At 48.4% G+C, this 17767-nt stretch carries 18 protein-coding genes; 10 read left to right on the top strand and 8 right to left on the bottom strand.

Annotated features, from left to right (window positions below; translation table 11 throughout):
• Nucleotides 1-97: 97 nt before the first annotated feature.
• Together msrA and HC229_RS03160 are read left to right on the top strand one after the other, a co-directional pair.
• Complete coding sequence (msrA, locus tag HC229_RS03165; RefSeq protein WP_191018976.1) at nt 98-760, top strand: peptide-methionine (S)-S-oxide reductase MsrA; 663 nt, start codon at nt 98-100, stop codon at nt 758-760.
• A gap of 88 nt (nt 761-848) precedes the next feature.
• On the top strand, nt 849-1088 hold the full coding sequence (locus HC229_RS03160) for a hypothetical protein (protein WP_408610245.1): 240 nt from the start codon (nt 849-851) through the stop codon (nt 1086-1088).
• Between the two features lie 15 nt (nt 1089-1103).
• On the opposite strand, the gene HC229_RS03155 is transcribed toward HC229_RS03160, so the two are convergent.
• Nucleotides 1104-1427, bottom strand: coding sequence for a DUF6787 family protein (locus HC229_RS03155; RefSeq protein ID WP_191018975.1), 324 nt, complete (start codon nt 1425-1427; stop codon nt 1104-1106).
• 50 nt (nt 1428-1477) lie between these two features.
• Entirely contained in the window at nt 1478-1924 is a 447-nt protein-coding gene (locus tag HC229_RS03150) for a DUF6146 family protein (RefSeq protein ID WP_223845504.1), read from the bottom strand.
• On the opposite strand from HC229_RS03150, the gene HC229_RS03145 reads away from it, so the two are divergent.
• The gene (locus tag HC229_RS03145; protein ID WP_223845503.1) at nt 1906-2973 is read left to right on the top strand and encodes a hypothetical protein; all 1068 of its coding nucleotides are present in this window, start codon (nt 1906-1908) and stop codon (nt 2971-2973) included. The genes HC229_RS03150 and HC229_RS03145 overlap by 19 nt on opposite strands.
• A gap of 49 nt (nt 2974-3022) precedes the next feature.
• Here HC229_RS03145 and HC229_RS03140 read toward each other — a convergent pair whose 3' ends face one another.
• From HC229_RS03140 to HC229_RS03130, 3 genes are all read right to left on the bottom strand, one after another.
• Nucleotides 3023-3985: a D-2-hydroxyacid dehydrogenase gene (locus tag HC229_RS03140; protein WP_191018974.1), complete on the bottom strand. Its 963-nt coding sequence runs from the start codon at nt 3983-3985 to the stop codon at nt 3023-3025.
• Nucleotides 3986-4172: 187 nt separating this feature from the next.
• Nucleotides 4173-5243, bottom strand: coding sequence for a 3-phosphoserine/phosphohydroxythreonine transaminase (serC, locus tag HC229_RS03135; RefSeq protein ID WP_191018973.1), 1071 nt, complete (start codon nt 5241-5243; stop codon nt 4173-4175).
• A gap of 114 nt (nt 5244-5357) precedes the next feature.
• Nucleotides 5358-6416, bottom strand: coding sequence for an acyl-CoA reductase (locus HC229_RS03130; RefSeq protein WP_191018972.1), 1059 nt, complete (start codon nt 6414-6416; stop codon nt 5358-5360).
• A 108-nt stretch (nt 6417-6524) separates the two neighbouring features.
• Between HC229_RS03130 and HC229_RS03125 the strand changes: the two genes are divergently transcribed.
• Nucleotides 6525-6875, top strand: a complete 351-nt coding sequence (locus HC229_RS03125; protein ID WP_191018971.1) for a 4Fe-4S dicluster domain-containing protein — start codon at nt 6525-6527, stop codon at nt 6873-6875.
• 128 nt (nt 6876-7003) lie between these two features.
• Here HC229_RS03125 and HC229_RS03120 read toward each other — a convergent pair whose 3' ends face one another.
• Entirely contained in the window at nt 7004-7528 is a 525-nt protein-coding gene (locus HC229_RS03120; protein WP_191018970.1) for a hypothetical protein, read from the bottom strand.
• Between the two features lie 140 nt (nt 7529-7668).
• On the opposite strand from HC229_RS03120, the gene ychF reads away from it, so the two are divergent.
• Nucleotides 7669-8763 (top strand): redox-regulated ATPase YchF, encoded by a 1095-nt coding sequence (gene ychF / locus HC229_RS03115; RefSeq protein WP_191018969.1) that lies wholly within the window; start codon nt 7669-7671, stop codon nt 8761-8763.
• Between the two features lie 53 nt (nt 8764-8816).
• Here the strand turns inward: ychF and HC229_RS03110 are convergent, their stop codons facing one another.
• Nucleotides 8817-9149 (bottom strand): hypothetical protein, encoded by a 333-nt coding sequence (locus HC229_RS03110; RefSeq protein ID WP_223845502.1) that lies wholly within the window; start codon nt 9147-9149, stop codon nt 8817-8819.
• A 104-nt stretch (nt 9150-9253) separates the two neighbouring features.
• Between HC229_RS03110 and HC229_RS03105 the strand changes: the two genes are divergently transcribed.
• The 3 genes from HC229_RS03105 (at nt 9254) to HC229_RS03095 (ending at nt 11497) form a co-directional block, all read left to right on the top strand.
• Entirely contained in the window at nt 9254-9793 is a 540-nt protein-coding gene (locus tag HC229_RS03105) for an NADPH-dependent FMN reductase (RefSeq protein ID WP_191018968.1), read from the top strand.
• Nucleotides 9780-10460: a TIGR02117 family protein gene (locus HC229_RS03100; protein WP_191018967.1), complete on the top strand. Its 681-nt coding sequence runs from the start codon at nt 9780-9782 to the stop codon at nt 10458-10460. The genes HC229_RS03105 and HC229_RS03100 overlap by 14 nt, the downstream gene beginning before the upstream one ends.
• A gap of 95 nt (nt 10461-10555) precedes the next feature.
• Nucleotides 10556-11497 (top strand): transglutaminase domain-containing protein, encoded by a 942-nt coding sequence (locus HC229_RS03095; RefSeq protein WP_191018966.1) that lies wholly within the window; start codon nt 10556-10558, stop codon nt 11495-11497.
• 49 nt (nt 11498-11546) lie between these two features.
• Here HC229_RS03095 and HC229_RS03090 read toward each other — a convergent pair whose 3' ends face one another.
• Nucleotides 11547-11993: a hypothetical protein gene (locus tag HC229_RS03090; RefSeq protein WP_191018965.1), complete on the bottom strand. Its 447-nt coding sequence runs from the start codon at nt 11991-11993 to the stop codon at nt 11547-11549.
• A 91-nt stretch (nt 11994-12084) separates the two neighbouring features.
• Between HC229_RS03090 and HC229_RS03085 the strand changes: the two genes are divergently transcribed.
• Entirely contained in the window at nt 12085-13938 is a 1854-nt protein-coding gene (locus HC229_RS03085; protein WP_191018964.1) for a DNA topoisomerase IV subunit B, read from the top strand.
• Between the two features lie 369 nt (nt 13939-14307).
• Nucleotides 14308-17010 (top strand): DNA gyrase/topoisomerase IV subunit A, encoded by a 2703-nt coding sequence (locus tag HC229_RS03080; protein WP_191018963.1) that lies wholly within the window; start codon nt 14308-14310, stop codon nt 17008-17010.
• Nucleotides 17011-17767: the final 757 nt, after the last annotated feature.

Raw genomic sequence — 17767 nt, 5'->3', positions numbered from 1 at the left:
CGGGCGAGGCGAAGCGTACTCAACAACAAATAAACTTGCGTTAACGTCAAATCCAAACCACGATTTTCAGCGTAATTTTGCATTCCTAAACATTACTATGAAAAAATTGATTTTTTTACCGATGTTGGCCGTTTTCTTCTCGTGCATGGCCAAGGAAAAACAACAAAAAGCGCAGGAGAACCACAGCAAATCCATTGAACTCAGCGAACAGCAGGGTTTGGAGACCGCTACGTTCGGTGGCGGCTGTTTTTGGTGTACCGAAGCGGTTTTCCTGGAAATCGATGGCGTGAAAAGCGTTGTTTCCGGCTATATTGGCGGTAAGACCGTAAACCCAACTTATAACGAAGTCAGCTCCGGAGACACGGGGCATGCGGAAGCGGTCCAGATTACGTACGATCCGAAAAAGTTGGATTTCGGGGAATTGCTCGAGATCTTTTTCGCAACCCACGATCCTACGACGCTGAACCGACAGGGAAATGACGTCGGGACCCAATACAGGAGCGAGATATTTTACCATACCGCGGCTCAAAAAGAGTTGTCTGAAGCTTACATCCAGGAACTTGAAAAGGAATCAACTTACGGCTTTGGCAAGAAAGTTGTGACCAAAGTGACCAAAGCGCCGACGTTTTATCCGGCCGAGGATTATCATCAAAATTATTACGCCCAAAACAAACAGCAGCCGTACTGTTCTTTTGTGATCACACCGAAAGTCGAAAAGGTCAGGGAGAAGTACAAGGCGCAGCTGAAACATCAAAAATAATATGGCTTTATTCGTGAACGAGATGGTGAAAGAGAAATTAGGATTGCCCGGGGCTGAGGCCGCACGGGATAACAGGACGCGCGATTTGATGTTGAGCGTCCTTTTTGATGCGATAGGCATGTTGTCTTTTTCGCTCCCGTTCATCGGGGAGTTTGGAGACGTGATCTGGGCGCCTTTATCGGCAATCCTGATGGCACGTCTTTACAAGGGAACTACAGGGAAAATCGCGGGTGTGTTCTCCTTTTTGGAAGAAATCATTCCATTTACCGATATCGTGCCGAGCTTTACGCTGATGTGGTGCTATACGTATCTGCTTAAAAAGAAATAGTCACCAAAACGTCCGTCAATCACGGGCGTTTTTTTTTTCGCTGAACAAAAATCCAAGTCCGACGCCTTTTAGCATCTTCTTTTCGAACGCCCAAAAGAATTTAAACTGCCCGAAAATCGTCCCGTAGGCGATAAGTAAGACCTGGTAGACGGGAAAAATCAGGATGATGTAAAGCGGGTAATAGATCCATGCCGAAACCGCTTCTTTTTCAAGTCCCATCCAGCCCAGTATCGGCTTGGACAGGTATGCCGAGGTCGATCCTGTAAGCGCAAAAACGATAAATATGACGGTAAGCTGGAATCCTGACGTGATTCCCCAACGTTCCTTGAGTTTTTTCATTCGGAAGGGATATGGCCCAAAAGTACGAATACTTTGCCAAAACCGAAATTTTATAACCGCGGTATCGGTCCGCCGAGTCGTTGGTCTTTCGTGAGTTGAAAATAGGTAAGGTAGTTGAACAACAGGTAATTTACTTCGTATCCATAATTGATGCCCGGACGATAGTCGATTTCCATGGTGTAAAGGTCGCCCTGGAAATTTCGCGGCGAACGCGCCCTGATATTCCATTCTGTCACCCACGGAATATTCCGGCCTTCGAGATAAGATTGGGAGTAAAACCCTCGATCGCGACCGTTGGTCAGCATCCAGCTGTTGAAACCGGGATCGATGATCAGGATTTCGTATTCGAGCGAGTCGTTGGCAATCCGGATGGTGTCGCTTTTGGAAGAGGCGACCTCTTTTTTCGTTCTGGCTTCAGGTGAAGACGTGGTCGGCTGTTGGGTCGAACAGGCGATGACGCTTACGAAAAGCACAGCAAATGCAAGTAGTTGTTTCATTGTTTGTGATTTTCCTTATAAAGATACGCAATGCGACGCGAGGGTTGGAACGGCTTAACGTTTCTTTTACCAGGAATCCGGAATGCAAACTTTTTAGTAGTATTGCTCGATATGAAACCGCAATTTTCTTACAGGCATTACTGTTCATACCATTGTTTCTGCTGTCGTTGATCACCCAGGCGCAAAGCCGTTACGAAAAAGATTTTGATGAATTCCGGTTTTATATCAACGACAATTATGCGTATTTCAAACAGCAAAACATAGACTGGGACAAAGTCAAGTCGATATACCGTCCTAAGATAAATAATGTTGCCAACGACCGGGATTTTATCCGATCGCTCGAAAACGTGTTGCACGAGTTTCACAACGGCCACGTTTCCCTAAATACCAATTTGCAGGATTCCAACAGGTTGATCCCGTCAGGACAGGATATGTACGTTGAATACATCGATGGGAATTATATCGTAACGGACCTTCGCAAAGGTTTCGGCCCCGAGCGTTGCGGGATTAAAATCGGAATGCGCGTCCACCATTTCAACGGAAAGCCAGTCGCCGACCAAATCCAGCAATTTCTGCCGAAGTTTACAACCGTTCATTCTCCGCGAATGCTGCAATGCGCCCTCGACATGCTGTTTGCCGGAACCCACGACGTCAAACGAAAAATTACCACGATCGAGAACAAGAAAACCCGCGATTTTTTCTGGACGAATTCAATCCGAAATCCTACGGGACACTGCTCGACTGCGGAATGTTGTAATTCTGATACGGCTTACATCAAAATCAACAACTCGCTCGGGCGCAACGAATTGATCGCGCAATTTGATCAGGCCCTCGATTCTTTAATCGGAACCAAAAATCTCGTACTCGACCTTACCGAAACGCCCGGAGGCGGCACGGATTCCGGTTGTCGCAGACCCAAATCGGCTTCCAGATCCCGACCGAGAGACTGTATCACAAAAACGGCACGCACCGGGAAGACTTCGTCCCAGAAATCCTTACAAAAAACACAACCGAAACACTTCAAAAGCGAGACGGGATCCGCTGGGTAACGACACAAAAAAAGCCGCACGAAGCGGCCTTATAGCGTTTGGGCTACAATCAGTTCGTTCCGGGTTTGAGCAATCCGATGATTTGTTCCGCCAATTCCGTACCGATGCGATCCTGGGCTTCGTTCGTTGCCGCGCCGATATGAGGTGTGAGCGACACTTTCGGATGCATCAAAACCTGAATGGCAGGAGTCGGCTCGTTTTCGAAGACATCAAGACCCGCAAACGAGATTTTCCCGTCGTCCAATGCGTTGATGAGCGCCACCTCGTCGATCACGCCTCCGCGCGAGGCATTGATGATGGCCGCCCCATCTTTCATCGCTTCGAATTCCGCCTCGCCGATCACATAGCCGTCCTGGGAAGGAACGTGCAACGAAACGAAATCCGAATGTCGCAAAATGTCCTCTATGGGTTCGGTCACGATATCGACGTTGATGAACTGTCCGTTGTAGAAATCGACTTTGATTTCCGCATTTCCGACAAATTTATCCGATGCGATCACGCGCATGCCTAGTCCGAGCCCGATCTTGGCCACGGCACGGCCGATTCTCCCGAAACCAATGATTCCCAGCGTCTTGCCGCGCAATTCCGTTCCAGACGCATATGCCTTTTTCAAACCCTCAAAATTCGAATCGCCTTCAAGTGGCATGTTGCGATTGGCATCGTGAAGGAAGCGCACGCCTGTAAACAAATGGGCGAACACCAATTCGGCCACAGATTCCGAAGAAGAAGCCGGCGTATTGATCACCTGCAACCCTTTGGAACGCGCATAATCTACGTCGATGTTGTCCATCCCGACACCGCCGCGCCCGATGATTTTCAGGCTCGGGCAATTGTCGATGATATCCTTTCGGACCTTCGTCGCCGAACGCACCAAGATCACGTCGACCTTGTGGGTATTGATGAAATTGGCCACCTGTTCCTGGGCGACTTTGCTGGTGATGACCTCAAATCCGGCGTTCTCGAGAGCGGTTTGTCCGGCTTTTGAGATACCGTCATTGGCTAGAATTTTCATTTTACTGTTCGTTTTTGAATCGTTGTTTGGCAACATTCGGCCAATGGCTTCAGGCGCTCAATTGAATCGATTCGTGAAGTTTGGTTTTTGTTTTTTGGCGGGCATTTCGCGCTATCCGCTCTATCTTTTGACCGCTAAAGAAGCGCTCAAAAGGATGCCGCTGCTATCGCGGCCGCAATTCGTCTTCTTACGCCGAACGTTCCGTTTCTTTCATGACATCGACCAAAACCTGTACGCTTTCAATCGGCATGGCGTTATAGATCGAGGCGCGGTACCCGCCAACGGAGCGATGCCCCGCCAACCCAGAAATTCCGGCTGCTTTCCAGGCAGCATCGAACTTCCCGTTCAGGCTTTCGTCTTCCAGTAAGAACGTCACGTTCATTTTCGACCGGTCTTCGATTGCCGCGGTTCCTTTGAACAACGGGTTGCGGTCAATTTCCGAATAAAGCAGTTCCGCTTTGGCGTAGTTTCGCTTTTCGATTTCAGCGATTCCGCCCAGGTTTATAAGCCATTGCAGCGTCAGGAGAGACGTGTACGTAGCAAAAACCGGAGGCGTATTGTACATGCTTTCTTTTTCGATATGTTGCTGTAAGTTGAGCATGTTCGGGATGGTTCGACCCGTCTTGCCCAAAATATCTTCCCTGACCACGACGAGTGTCACGCCGGCAGGACCCATGTTTTTCTGGGCGCCGCCGTAAATCAACCCGAATTTCGAGAAATCCAGTTGGCGCGAGAAAATATCCGAACTCATGTCGCAAACCATCGGAATTTCGAGATCCGGGAAAGCGTTCATCTGCGTACCGAAAATGGTATTGTTCGACGTGCAATGGAAATAATCGGCGTCAGAAGGAATCGAATAATTTTTTGGGATGTGGTTGTAGTTTTCAGGCTTTGACGAAGCCACGACCACGGTTTCCCCAAACGATTTTGCTTCCTTGATCGCTCCGGCGGCCCAGGTTCCAGTATCGAGATAGGCAGCTTTCCCGGCCTTGGTCATGAGGTTGTAGGGAACCATTAAGAATTCCAGGCTCGCACCACCGTGTAGAAACAATGCCTGATAGCCCTTGCCCTGAAGTCCCAAAAGTTCGAGAGCCAGCGCCCGCGCCTCTTCCATAACCGCGACAAAATCCTTGCTTCGATGCGAGATTTCGATAAGCGATAAACCCGAATTGTTGAAATCGAGCACGGCGGCCGCGGCTTTTTCCAAAACTTCCTGCGGAAGGATCGACGGCCCGGCGCTATAGTTATGTTTTTTCATCTGTTTGGGAAAAATTTCAGCAAATTTCGGAAACAGATTGCGAAACACGGACGGTTTTTATCAATAATTAACCCATCTTATCAACAGAAAACGTTGTAGTAGCTGTGCATGCAACTACAGCGCGATCAAAAAATCCATCGTATCGACATTGTCTGCGTAGTCCCCAAGATTGGGTTTTTGGGTTTGTCCGAAAGCGACGCTGTCATCCGTTAGACCGGCCGAAACGACGCATTGGATTTGATCGGCATCCTGATTGAGTTTTTTGACGACATCCGAAACATCGTCGTAAAATTCATAAAAGACGCTCGAGATAGGGGATGCGTACGAAGAATCTTCCTTTATGGTCAAAAATCCGTTGTCGAGCAATTTGAAGTTGCTCATCAGGAAAACCGCCTTGTTGTAATCGTAATTGTTGGCGTATTTCTCGTATTTGATGACGTCTTGCTGTGCGAACATCGCTTCAAAAAATGGCGTGAAATCATATCCGCGGGGAACGAATAATTTGGACACGTTGCGGCATCCCAATCCGAAATAACGGAAAATGTCTTCGCCCAGCGCCTCGAGTTGTTGTTTCGATTCCGATCCCGTAAGCACCGCCACCGAATTGCGGTTCTTGCGGATGATGCTTGGCTTGTCCTTGAAATAATACTCGAAATAGCGAGCTGTGTTATTGCTTCCCGTAGCGATGACGGCGTCGAAACCTTCGAGTTTTCCATCGGTAAATTCGATGAAGCCGGAAAGCGCAGGCGACACCGAAACGAGGTATTTGGCGAGAAATGGCAACAGCTTCTGATCGTTGGACGAAAGTTTTACAAGCGCCTTGTGGCCGCTGAGAAGTACCGAAAGGAAATCGTGAAACCCGACCAACGGAATGTTCCCGGCCAAAATGAGCCCTACGGTTTTGGGTTGCACATCAGGTAAATCATAGTTCGATAGCCATTTTGAAAGGTTGGTATCTGTCAGCGATTCGGCCCAGGAAGCCGCTGCGAATCGCACTTGTTCGGGCGTGTACCAACCGTTGTGGGATTGGGAAAGTTCGATGAGATCGGCGAAAGCGTCGAAGAAATCGGCGTTGTTTACAACCGAATCGTCCTTAATAGGTTCATCGGTAGCGAATTGTCTCAGGAAATTGCCGAGTTTTATGAATGCGTCCTTTTTCTCTAAAGCTGTCATAATAGTTTTGCGTAAACCGAGTTTTGGCGTAATTTTGCACAAAAGTAGGACTTTAAGTCGAACGTCGAACGCCAAATGTCGAACGTCGGTTTCAAAACAACAATAGAAATGGCCATTATCATAACAGACGAATGCATCAACTGCGGGGCTTGCGAGCCGGAATGTCCGAATACCGCGATTTACGAAGGAGCCGACGACTGGCGTTACAAGGACGGCACTTCGCTTCGCGGAAAAGTGATCCTCCCGAATGGGGAAGAAGTTGACGCCGATGACGCGCAAACGCCTATCTCCGACGACATTTATTATATCGTTCCGGGAAAATGCACCGAGTGCAAAGGTTTCCACGAAGAGCCGCAATGCGCTGCGGTTTGTCCGGTAGATTGCTGCGTGCCTGACGTCGATCGCGTAGAAAGCGATGAAACGCTGCTCAACCGCCAGGCGTTTCTGCACAATGAGTAATTGCGTGTATCGGCGCTCAGACTCATTTAAGTTGACGAATGTTGATGAACGCCTCCGTCGAGGAAATAAAAAAATCCCGAAGTGTTGACTCCGGGATTTTTTGTGGTATATAGTGACTGCTAAGAAGTTTAGTTCTTCGTATAGGTTTCGGTTGTGATCTTATCCGTTTTCGGATCGTAAGTGCTTACCACCATATTTCCGTTTTTGTCGAAATAAGCGTGAGCGGTTTTTCCTTTGGCGGAATAGATATAGGCGTTTGGCCCGAGGTTGCGGAGTACGGCGGATCTTTTGCTTCCATCCATTACCGAATAACCTACATTGTCAAGTCGTACCTGGTATTTATTCGAGCCAGATGTGTAAAACGCCGAGCGGTCTACGTCCACAACCCGAGTGGTTCCATCAGGTGCGGTTACCGTAGTGGTAGACATTACCTGGGTTGGAGTACTTGCAAGGTCTTTGTTAAGCGCTTTGGATTCTCCGTCCTGGAACTGCAATTGTTGGGTCGCTACCTGTTCCTGTGTCTTGACGAGTTTGCGTTCCCCATCTGAATCTTTAACGGTAGTAACTGTCGTAGTGGATTCTTTCTGCACTTGCTGAGCCTGGACCGCCAAGGCGAAAAAAGCTGTTGCTATTGTAAAGATTGTTGTTCTCATAATCGTGTCTTGTTGTTTTATGGTTACAAAGTTAGCGATAGTGTCAGGGCGGCCATTATACAATTCTGAGCGCCTTTTATATAATTGGCATTTGCCCGATTATATGCGTATATTTGCGCACTTTTTGAAATATATACACCATGAAAGCAGGAATCGTCGGATTGCCTAACGTAGGAAAATCAACCCTTTTCAACTGTTTGTCGAATGCGAAGGCGCAAAGTGCCAATTTTCCGTTCTGTACGATAGAACCCAATATCGGCGTCGTGAACGTTCCGGATCCCCGTCTTGAGAAACTGGAAGAACTCGTCAATCCTGAACGAGTGGTTCCTGCAACGGTTGATATCGTCGACATTGCCGGATTGGTCAAAGGTGCGAGCAAAGGGGAAGGCCTGGGGAACCAGTTCCTCGGCAACATCCGGGAGTGTAATGCGATCATCCACGTCTTGCGCTGCTTCGACAACGACAATATCGTACACGTAGACGGCAATGTGAATCCTATCCGGGATAAGGAGACCATTGATATCGAACTCCAACTCAAAGACTTGGAAACAGTAGAGAAACGTCTTGAGAAAGTGAGCCGCGCTGCGAAAACCGGCAATAAAGAAGCGCAAACCGAACAAGGATTGCTCAACAAAATCCGGGAGGCGTTGCTTCAGGCGAAATCGGCGCGTACGGTTGTTCCGGCAAACGAAGAAGAGATCGCTTTGATGGAAGACTTCCAATTGATTACCACAAAACCGGTGCTTTATGTTTGCAATGTGGATGAAGGCTCAGCCGTTTCCGGAAATGCCTACGTTGAAAAAGTACGCGAAATGGTGAAGGACGAGCAGGCCGAAGTCATTGTGTTGGCGGTCGGTACGGAAGCTGACATTACCGAACTCGAGACCTACGAAGAACGCAAGATGTTCCTTGAAGATGTCGGTCTTGCCGAGCCAGGTGCGTCGGTGCTTATCCGCGCCGCGTATAAATTGCTGAACCAACAAACCTATTTTACCGCTGGTGTGAAAGAAGTTCGCGCTTGGACGATCAATATCGGCGATACGGCCCCAAAAGCCGCGAGCGTGATCCACACTGATTTCGAAAAAGGATTCATCCGTGCCGAAGTCATCGCGTATAACGATTACGTGCAGTTCGGGTCGGAAGCCAAAGTAAAGGAAGCCGGGAAACTACGCGTCGAAGGAAAGGAATACATAGTAAAAGACGGAGATGTGATGCATTTCCGATTCAACGTCTAAGCTTCAAATATACGCTAGCGATATAAAAGGCACGTCAGGTTTGGCGTGCTTTTTTATTTTGCCCAATCCTGTCCGTCGTCGTTAACCGCAATCTTGTCGATTATGGCATTTGCCTTTGGGTCGGCATAGGTGCCGTAGCCGTTTACGAAAATGCCTTTGGCGCCGTCGGCTTTGTTGTGGATGGCATACAGGATCGCTTCGTCGTCGAGGTCGTTAAAGCCCGTAAACCGGTAAGTTTTGTCGATCACAAGTTCCGACAGGTCAATCGGCGCGTTGTTTTCCTTATAGGTGATTCCCTCTTCGAGCAGGTTGAAATCTTCTGTATAGCCTCTTTCCTGCAAAACCTCGATTACGAGGCTCAACGGTTTTTCTGTATAATAAATCATGCTGTCCTGGTTTGCTTAAAAATAGGAATATCAAGACAATTGGCAAACGCCCCGCGATAGTGCGAATCTGTGTGGAAATCGTTATCATTGCCAAAAACAAAAAAATGAAGATTTTCGCTTTTTCGGGCTCCAATTCCACAACTTCAATAAACAAGCGTCTCGTGACCTATGCGGTTAACCTTTTCGGCGAAAGCCAGACGAAAATTTACAGCATGCGCGACTTCGAGATGCCATTGTTTGGAGTCGATCTGGAGAAGGAGGTCGGCGCACATCCGACCGCTCAGAAATTCCTCGATATGATCGATGCTGCCGATGTGCTGGTAATTTCGCTGCCGGAAAACAACGGCACGTATTCTACCGCTTTCAAAAACACATTCGATTGGGCCTCGCGCATCCGCAAAGACGTTTTTGGTCACAAACCGACGCTGCTTATGGCTGCATCCCCGGGCCAGAGAGGAGGGAAAGGCGTGCTTGAGTTGGCGGCGTCGAACCTGTCCCGTTTCGGGATGGAAGTGAAGGAAACGTTCTCGCTTCCGTTGTTTTATGAAAATTTTGATCAGGAGGCGGGCAAAATCAAAAGCGTGGCACTCGATTTGGAGTTGGGCGGGAAAATTGCAAAATTCAAGTCGGATGCCGAACGTTAGGAAGATCAGCCGTTACCTTTTAAAAATCCTCAAATATATCGCGGCATTCCTCGTCGCCTATTTGGTCGTGATGTTTTCGCTTTCGCGGATTCCCGTTAATTCCAAAGACCAGAATGCCTCTCAGGACGTGGCAATCTACATCAAATCCAACGGCGTTCACACCGACATCGTTTTTCCGATAAAAACGGTCTACAAAGACTGGACGCCTTGGGTACATCCGGCCCAGACCGTTTCAAAGGATTCAACGTTTCAATATGTCGGGATAGGCTGGGGCGACCACGATTTTTACCTCAATACGCCCCAATGGAGCGATCTTAAGGCCAGCACGGCGTTCAAGGCCGCGTTCTGGATGGGCACAGGTCTCATGCATGCGACGTTCCACCACGAGGTAAAGGAATCGGGGCGCTGCGTCAAGGTGATGGTCAGCAAATCGGAATATCAGAAGATGGTCGCGTTCGCCGAGTCGCAATTCTTTCTTGAAAACGGGAAACCGGTGTTGATTCCGGACGCGTCTTATGGCGATCACGACTTGTTTTTCAAAGCCCACGGAAAATATAACTTGTTTTACACCTGCAACGCCTGGGCTAACAACTGCCTCAAGGCCGGAAATCAGAAAGCCGCGCTCTGGTCGTTGACCGATACCGGAATTTTGCATCATTACCAATGACATACTAAAAACTTTATCAGGGCGTTAACGGTTTGTGGCAAACATGTTGCAGGACGGCGCGTATGAAATTTCCATTTTTTTCCCAATTCATTTTATTGATAATTGCGTTAACCACAACTTCGATGTCGGCCCAGGATTTCGCTTCGGTAGACAGCAAGGTAAGTGCTTACCCGAACAATTTCGCATCTCCCGAAAAATTGGCCGACAGGATCAATTCCGATTTTACTTCCGATATTGAAAAAGCACGGGCAGTTTATACCTGGATCGCCAAAAACGTGCGCTATGATCTAGTCGAACTGCGATCGAACCAAGGTGGTAAAGTTGCATTTTCTTATCGGACACCGGAAGAGAAGGAGCGCAAATTGCAACAATACAATCTTGAGCTGGCCAGTCGGACGCTGAAGTCTAAAAAGGGAGTCTGCCGTGGTTATACAGCGTTGTATGACAGGGTTGCAAAGCTTGTCGGGCTTGAGGCGATCGCGATTCCGGGTACGTCCAAATCCCATCCGACGCATATCGGAAAGTTGCCTACTTCCGCCGACCATATCTGGAACGCCGTGCGCATTGACGGCAAATGGCAAATGATCGACGTGACATGGGGCTCAGGTTCGGTGAGTACTGCAACCGGAAAATTTGTCAACAAGTTCAATGAAGGGTATTTTTTCACAGATCCGAACCTGTTTTTCCTAAATCATTTCCCTGATGAACCCAAGTGGCTGCCCGCTGACAAAACCGCCGAAGAGTTCGCGTCTTTGCCGCTTTTTTCCGGTGAATACATTGAGGCTGATTTCAGGATCGCGTTTCCAAAATCCGGGACGTTGCCAAATAATCATGTCATTCCGTTCAAGATAGAAAACCTGCGTTCGGATAAGGTGGCCTATGCGGTGAGCAGCGATGGGAAAATTCGTTTTGCTCAGTTGACGCGAAAGGGCAATGTGGCGGAATTTGAGGTGGCGTTGGAGAAAGGGGCGTCTGGTTTCCTTACAATTTTTGTCGATCAGGAGTCGGTGGCGACGTACAGGATCAGGAAGTCTTGAGGATGAAATCGTAGGACGTGTGGCGGCTCGCTTCGCTCGCTGCACAGTGTTAAACCGTTAAGAATATTAAGTGCTGGACGTTTGGCGGCTCGCTTCGCTCGCTGTATTGTGTTAAAACCATTAAGGGCATTAAGGAAGTTAAGTGCTGGGCGTTTGGCGGCTCCGCTTCGCTGCGCCGCGGGTTTTGGTTTTTTGCCGCGGATTCGCGAAGTTTTTTAGATTGCTGTACGTTTTGCGGCTCCGCTTCGCTGCGCCGCGGGTTTTGGTTTTTTGCCGATGGTGCACGAATTTTTTCGATTTGCTGGCGTTTGGCGGCTCGCTTCGCTCGCTGTATTGTGTTAAAACCATTAAGGGCATTAAGGAAATTAAGTGCTAGGCGTTTGGCGGCTCCGCTTCGCTGCGCCGCGGGTTTTGGTTTTTGCCGCGGATTTGCGAATTTTTTTAGATTTGCTGGGCGTTTGGCGGCTCGCTTCGCTCGCCGCGCGCCGAACGCCATTCTGTCAATATCATTCTTAATAACTTTAGACGCCGTGGCTTTCCCCGCGCGCGCAATAGAATTATATTAGCACAAAACTGATCTCCCCGCAATGGCTGAATTGACCAATTACGACGAAGGCAATATCCGTTCCCTCGACTGGAAGGAGCATATCCGCATGCGTCCCGGCATGTACATCGGGAAACTTGGGGACGGCTCGTCTCCGGACGACGGGATCTATATTCTGCTCAAAGAGGTCATCGACAACTGCATAGACGAATTCGTTATGAACGCGGGCAAGACCATTGAGGTATCGATCCGCGATAAGCAGGTCTCGGTTCGCGATTATGGTCGGGGCATTCCTTTGGGTAAAGTCATCGACGTGGTTTCCAAGATGAATACGGGCGGAAAATACGACTCGCTTGCGTTCAAGAAATCCGTCGGGTTGAACGGCGTCGGAACCAAGGCCGTGAATGCATTGTCGTCCCATTTCAGAGTGGAATCAGTACGTGACGACAAACAAAAAGCCGCGGAATTTTCGGCCGGCGAGCTTACGCTTGAGGAAGACCTGATCGAAACCACGAAACGCCGCGGCACCAAAGTGATTTTCATTCCGGACGAAGCGATCTTCAAGAATTTCAAGTTCCGCAACGAGTACGTCATCCGGATGCTCAAGAACTATTGTTATCTGAACACGGGGCTTACGATTTACTACAATGGCGAGAAATATTCGTCAGACAACGGGCTCAAGGACTTGCTCGAAGAAGACATGCAACAGGAGGACATGGTCTATCCGGTCATCCACCTCAAGGCGGACGATATCGAGATCGCGATGACGCACTCAAAAACTCAATATTCAGAAGAATACCATTCGTTCGTCAACGGACAAAACACGACCCAGGGCGGAACCCACCTGAACGCCTATCGCGAAGCCGTCGTCAAGACTGTGCGCGAATTTTACAACAAAGGTTTTGAGCCGAGCGACATCCGCAAATCGATTGTCGGGGCCATATCCGTTAAGGTCATGGAACCGGTTTTCGAATCCCAGACGAAGACGAAACTGGGTTCCACCGAAATGGGGCCCGAACTGCCGTCGGTGCGCACCTTCATCAACGATTTCATCAAGACAAACCTCGACAATTTCCTGCACAAAAATCCTGAGACGGCAGATGCTTTATTGCGCAAGATCCTCCAGGCCGAACGCGAGCGAAAAGAACTTTCAGGCATTCGCAAACTCGCCAGGGATCGCGCCAAAAAAGCAAGCCTTCACAACAAGAAACTGCGCGATTGTCGCGTGCATTTGCCTGACACGAAGAATCCGTTGAGCCTCGAAAGTACGCTTTTTATCACGGAAGGAGATTCTGCATCAGGTTCCATCACGAAATCGCGCAACGTCAACACCCAAGCCGTTTTTTCGCTGCGTGGAAAGCCATTGAACTCGTACGGAATGTCCAAAAAGATCGTATACGAAAACGAAGAATTCAATTTGTTGCAAGCCGCTCTGAACATTGAGGAAAGCATGGAAGATTTGCGCTACAACAACATCGTGATCGCCACGGACGCGGACGTTGACGGCATGCACATCCGGCTGTTGCTCATTACGTTTTTCCTGCAATTCTTCCCGGAACTCATCAAGGAAGGGCATTTGTATATTTTGCAGACGCCGTTGTTCCGCGTCCGGAACAAGAAAGAAACCATTTATTGCTATTCCGAGGAGGAACGCGTCGCCGCGATAGAAAAGCTCAAGCCAAAACCCGAGATCACGCGATTCAAGGGACTAGGAGAGATTTCCCCTGATGAGTTCGTGCATTTTATCGGAGCCGACATCCGGCTCGATCCCGTGATGCTCGACCGCGCCACGACGATCGAATCGCTGTTGGAATTCTACATGGGCAAGAATACGCCCGATCGGCAGGAATTTATCATCCGGAATTTGAAAGTGGAATTGGATGTGGTGGAAAAGTAATTTGGAAATTGGAAAATTAGGTAATTAGAAAATAGAAAATTAAGTAATTAGATAATTTGGAAATTGGGCAATTTGAAGCAGGTTTGAACAGTTCAGAATAGTTGAGAACCACGTAATGCAGACGTCTTAACTGTCCTGAACTATCACATTTGTTTAGTCATTTTTTTAAAATTTGCGGCAGACATATCCGGCTGCCCGCTATTATCTTTCGCCAGCTAAAGGCGCTGTCGAAAGGATAGCCGCTCGCATCCGGGCTGCGGTTGGTTACAAAAAACAAAATTTACGTTCCAAAAGAACACTAAAATATCGCCAGATTATCGGTTTCGCTTTTTTACGCACTCAGGTTCTCAGGCACTCAGGCACCCAACAATGCAAGAAGACGAAGAAAACAACATTCCCGAAGACGACAATTTCGACGACATCGAACCAACTCCTGACGAGCATTCCTCCGAGAGTTTGTCCCACGATGCTTCGTCTGCGGAAAGCGCCCACTTTTTCGATACGCACGAAGCCAATCCCGAGGACACGATCACCAAAGTCACCGGAATGTACAAGGATTGGTTTCTCGACTACGCGTCTTACGTAATTCTCGAACGGGCCGTTCCTGCGATAGAAGACGGTTTCAAACCGGTCCAGCGTCGCATCATGCACTCGATGCGCGAACTCGACGATGGCCGCTACAACAAGGTGGCGAACATCGTGGGGCATACGATGCAATACCATCCGCACGGGGACGCGTCGATTGGGGATGCGATCGTGCAGATCGGGCAAAAGGATTTGCTTATCGACACCCAGGGAAACTGGGGAAACATTCTCACGGGAGACGGAGCCGCCGCTTCTCGTTACATAGAGGCGCGTCTTACCAAATTTGCCCACGATGTCCTTTACAGCCCGAAAATCACGCAATGGCAGGCATCTTATGACGGACGCCGCAACGAGCCCGTAAACCTTCCGGTCAAGTTCCCGTTGTTGCTCGCCCAGGGCGCTGAAGGAATCGCCGTCGGCTTGTCCACGAAAGTGTTGCCGCACAATTTCAACGAGCTCATCGATGCTTCGATAAAGATCCTGAAGAACAAACCTTTTACGTTGTATCCTGATTTCCCGACACAGGGAATCGCCGATGTTTCCAACTACAATGACGGAATGCGCGGCGGTCGTGTGCGTGTCCGGGCGAAAATTTCCCAGCTCGACAAAAATACGCTCGTCATTACGCAAATTCCGTTTTCGACAAACACCTCGTCCCTTATCGATTCGATTTTGAAAGCCAATGACAAAGGCAAGATCAAGATCAAGAAAATCGAGGACAACACGGCTGCCGAAGTCGAAATCCTGATCCATTTGTTTCCGGGTGTTTCGCCTGATAAGACGATCGATGCCCTGTTCGCTTTTACGGCTTGCGAGACGTCCGTGGCACCTTTGGGATGCGTGATCGAGAACCACAGTCCGCGGTTCGTGGGCGTTTCTGAAATGCTTAGGGTTTCGACGCATCGCACCGTCGAATTGCTCAAAGCCGAACTCGAAATCCAGCTCGACGAACTCGAGGAACAATGGCATTTCCTGTCGCTTGAACGCATTTTCATCGAAAACAGGATTTATCGTCTGATCGAAGAGGAAGAAACCTGGGAAGGCGTGATCCGCGCGATTGACCAAGGTTTGAAGCCGTTCACGAAACATTTGAGGCGTGCAGTCACTGATGAGGATATCGTCCGCTTGACGGAAATCCGGATCAAGCGCATCTCCAAGTTCGACATCGACAAAGCCCAGGAAAAACTTGAGGCGCTCGAAGGTGAAATCGCCCAGGTAAAGCATCATCTGGAACATATCGTCGATTTCGCGATCGCGTTTTTTACGAAACTGAAGGAAAAATACGGCAAAGGGCGCGAACGCCAAACCGAATTGCGTTCATTCGACAATATCGAGGCGACGAAAGTGGTATTGCGCAACACGAAACTATACGTCAATCGCGAAGAAGGTTTCATCGGGACGGGTCTCAAAAAAGACGAATATATAGGCGATTGCTCGGACATTGACGACGTGATCGTGTTCCTGCGCGACGGGAACATGATGATCACGAAAGTCGACGACAAGAAATTCATCGGAAAGGACATCATACACGCGGCGGTTTTCGACAAGAATGACAAGCGCACGATCTACAATATGGTCTACCGCGACGGGAAATCGGGCTCGAGTTATATCAAGCGCTTCAACGTTTCGGGCGTGACGCGCGACAAAATGTACGACCTCACACAGGAAAAAGCCGGTTCGATGGTGTTGTATTTTTCGGTAAACCCGAACGGTGAAGCCGAAGTGATTACGGTGATTTTGCGACAGATCGGAACCATCAAAAAGCTCAAGTTCGACCTCGATTTCGCCGATATGGCCATCAAGGGTAGAAATTCCCGAGGCAACACGGTTTCCAAGTATCCAATCAAGAAAATCGAGCTCAAGGAAAAAGGGATTTCGACGCTTCTGCCGAGGAAAATCTGGTTTGACGACACCGTCCAGCGTTTGAATACCGACGGGCGAGGCGAACTTTTGGGCGAATTCCGTCCGACCGATAAATTGCTCGTGATCTCATCATCGGGCAAACTCAAGGTCATCATTCCGGATTTGTCGACACACTTCGACCAAGACATGATCATCCTCGAAAAATGGATTCCGAACAAACCGGTTTCCGCGGTTTACTTCGATGGGGAAAAAGAGCGCTACTTCGTAAAACGTTTCCTTGTAGAGAACGAAAATAAAGAGGACAGTTTTATAACGGAACATCCGAATTCCCAACTCGAGATCGTTTCCACGGATTATCGCCCGGTTGCCGAAATCATATTTGCCAAGGTTAAAGGCGTGCAGAAGGAAAACCAGACGATCGACATCGAAAGTTTTATTGCCGTCAAAGGCTTTAAGGCGCTCGGCAACCAACTGACTAGCGACAAACTCAAGCAGGTCAATCTCTTGGAGCCGTTGCCTTACGACGCCCCTGTAGAAGAAATTCCCGAACCGGAAATTGTTTTAGGAGAAGCACCGGACACGGAAATCGATGACGAAGGGCAGATTACGTTGTCGCTTGATTAAACAATTAGATAATTAGATAATTAGACAATTAGAAAATTAGAAAATTACATAATTAGATAATTGGGGCGGAACAGGATACAGCCAATACCAACGCCGCAAATTCGTGAATTCGCGGCTTTAGTATTTGAGGCAAGCAACAACGTTCGGTAAATCGGTTGACAGATTTCTCTTTACAAATCAGTGCCAAATTGGTGTACGGTGATAACGAAACACTATCGGCGGTAAAACGGGTCAAAACAAAATAGAATTCCAATATAGGCGTGACAATTTCTTGATATATACAGCCATAAGAAAGCCGCAAATTCGCGAATTCGCGTTTACTATTTGAGGCAAGCAACAACGTCCGCCAAAATCGATTGTCAGATTCCTCTTTACAAATCAGAGTCAAATTGGTGTACGGCTGATAACGAAACACTATCGGCGGTAAAACGTCAAACCAAAATAGAATTCCAATATAGGCGTGACAATTTCTTGCTATATACAGCCATACTAAAGCCGCAAATTCGCGAATTTGCGGCTTTAGTATTTGAGGCAAGCAACAACGTCCGCCAAAATCGGTTGTCAGATTCCTCTTCAAAAATCAGAGGCAAATTGGTGTACGGTGATAACGAAACACTATTGGCGGTAAAACGCGTCAAAACAAAATAGGATTCGAGTATAGAAGTATAATCTCTCGCTAAATACAACCAATAAGAAAGCCGCGAATTCGCGAATTCGCGGCTTTAGTACTTGAGGCAAGCAACAACGTCCGCCAAAA

The sequence above is a fragment of the Flavobacterium selenitireducens genome, assembly GCF_014748335.1.
Taxonomy (GTDB): domain Bacteria; phylum Bacteroidota; class Bacteroidia; order Flavobacteriales; family Flavobacteriaceae; genus Flavobacterium; species Flavobacterium selenitireducens.
This window is presented reverse-complemented; position numbering and strand designations above follow the sequence as displayed.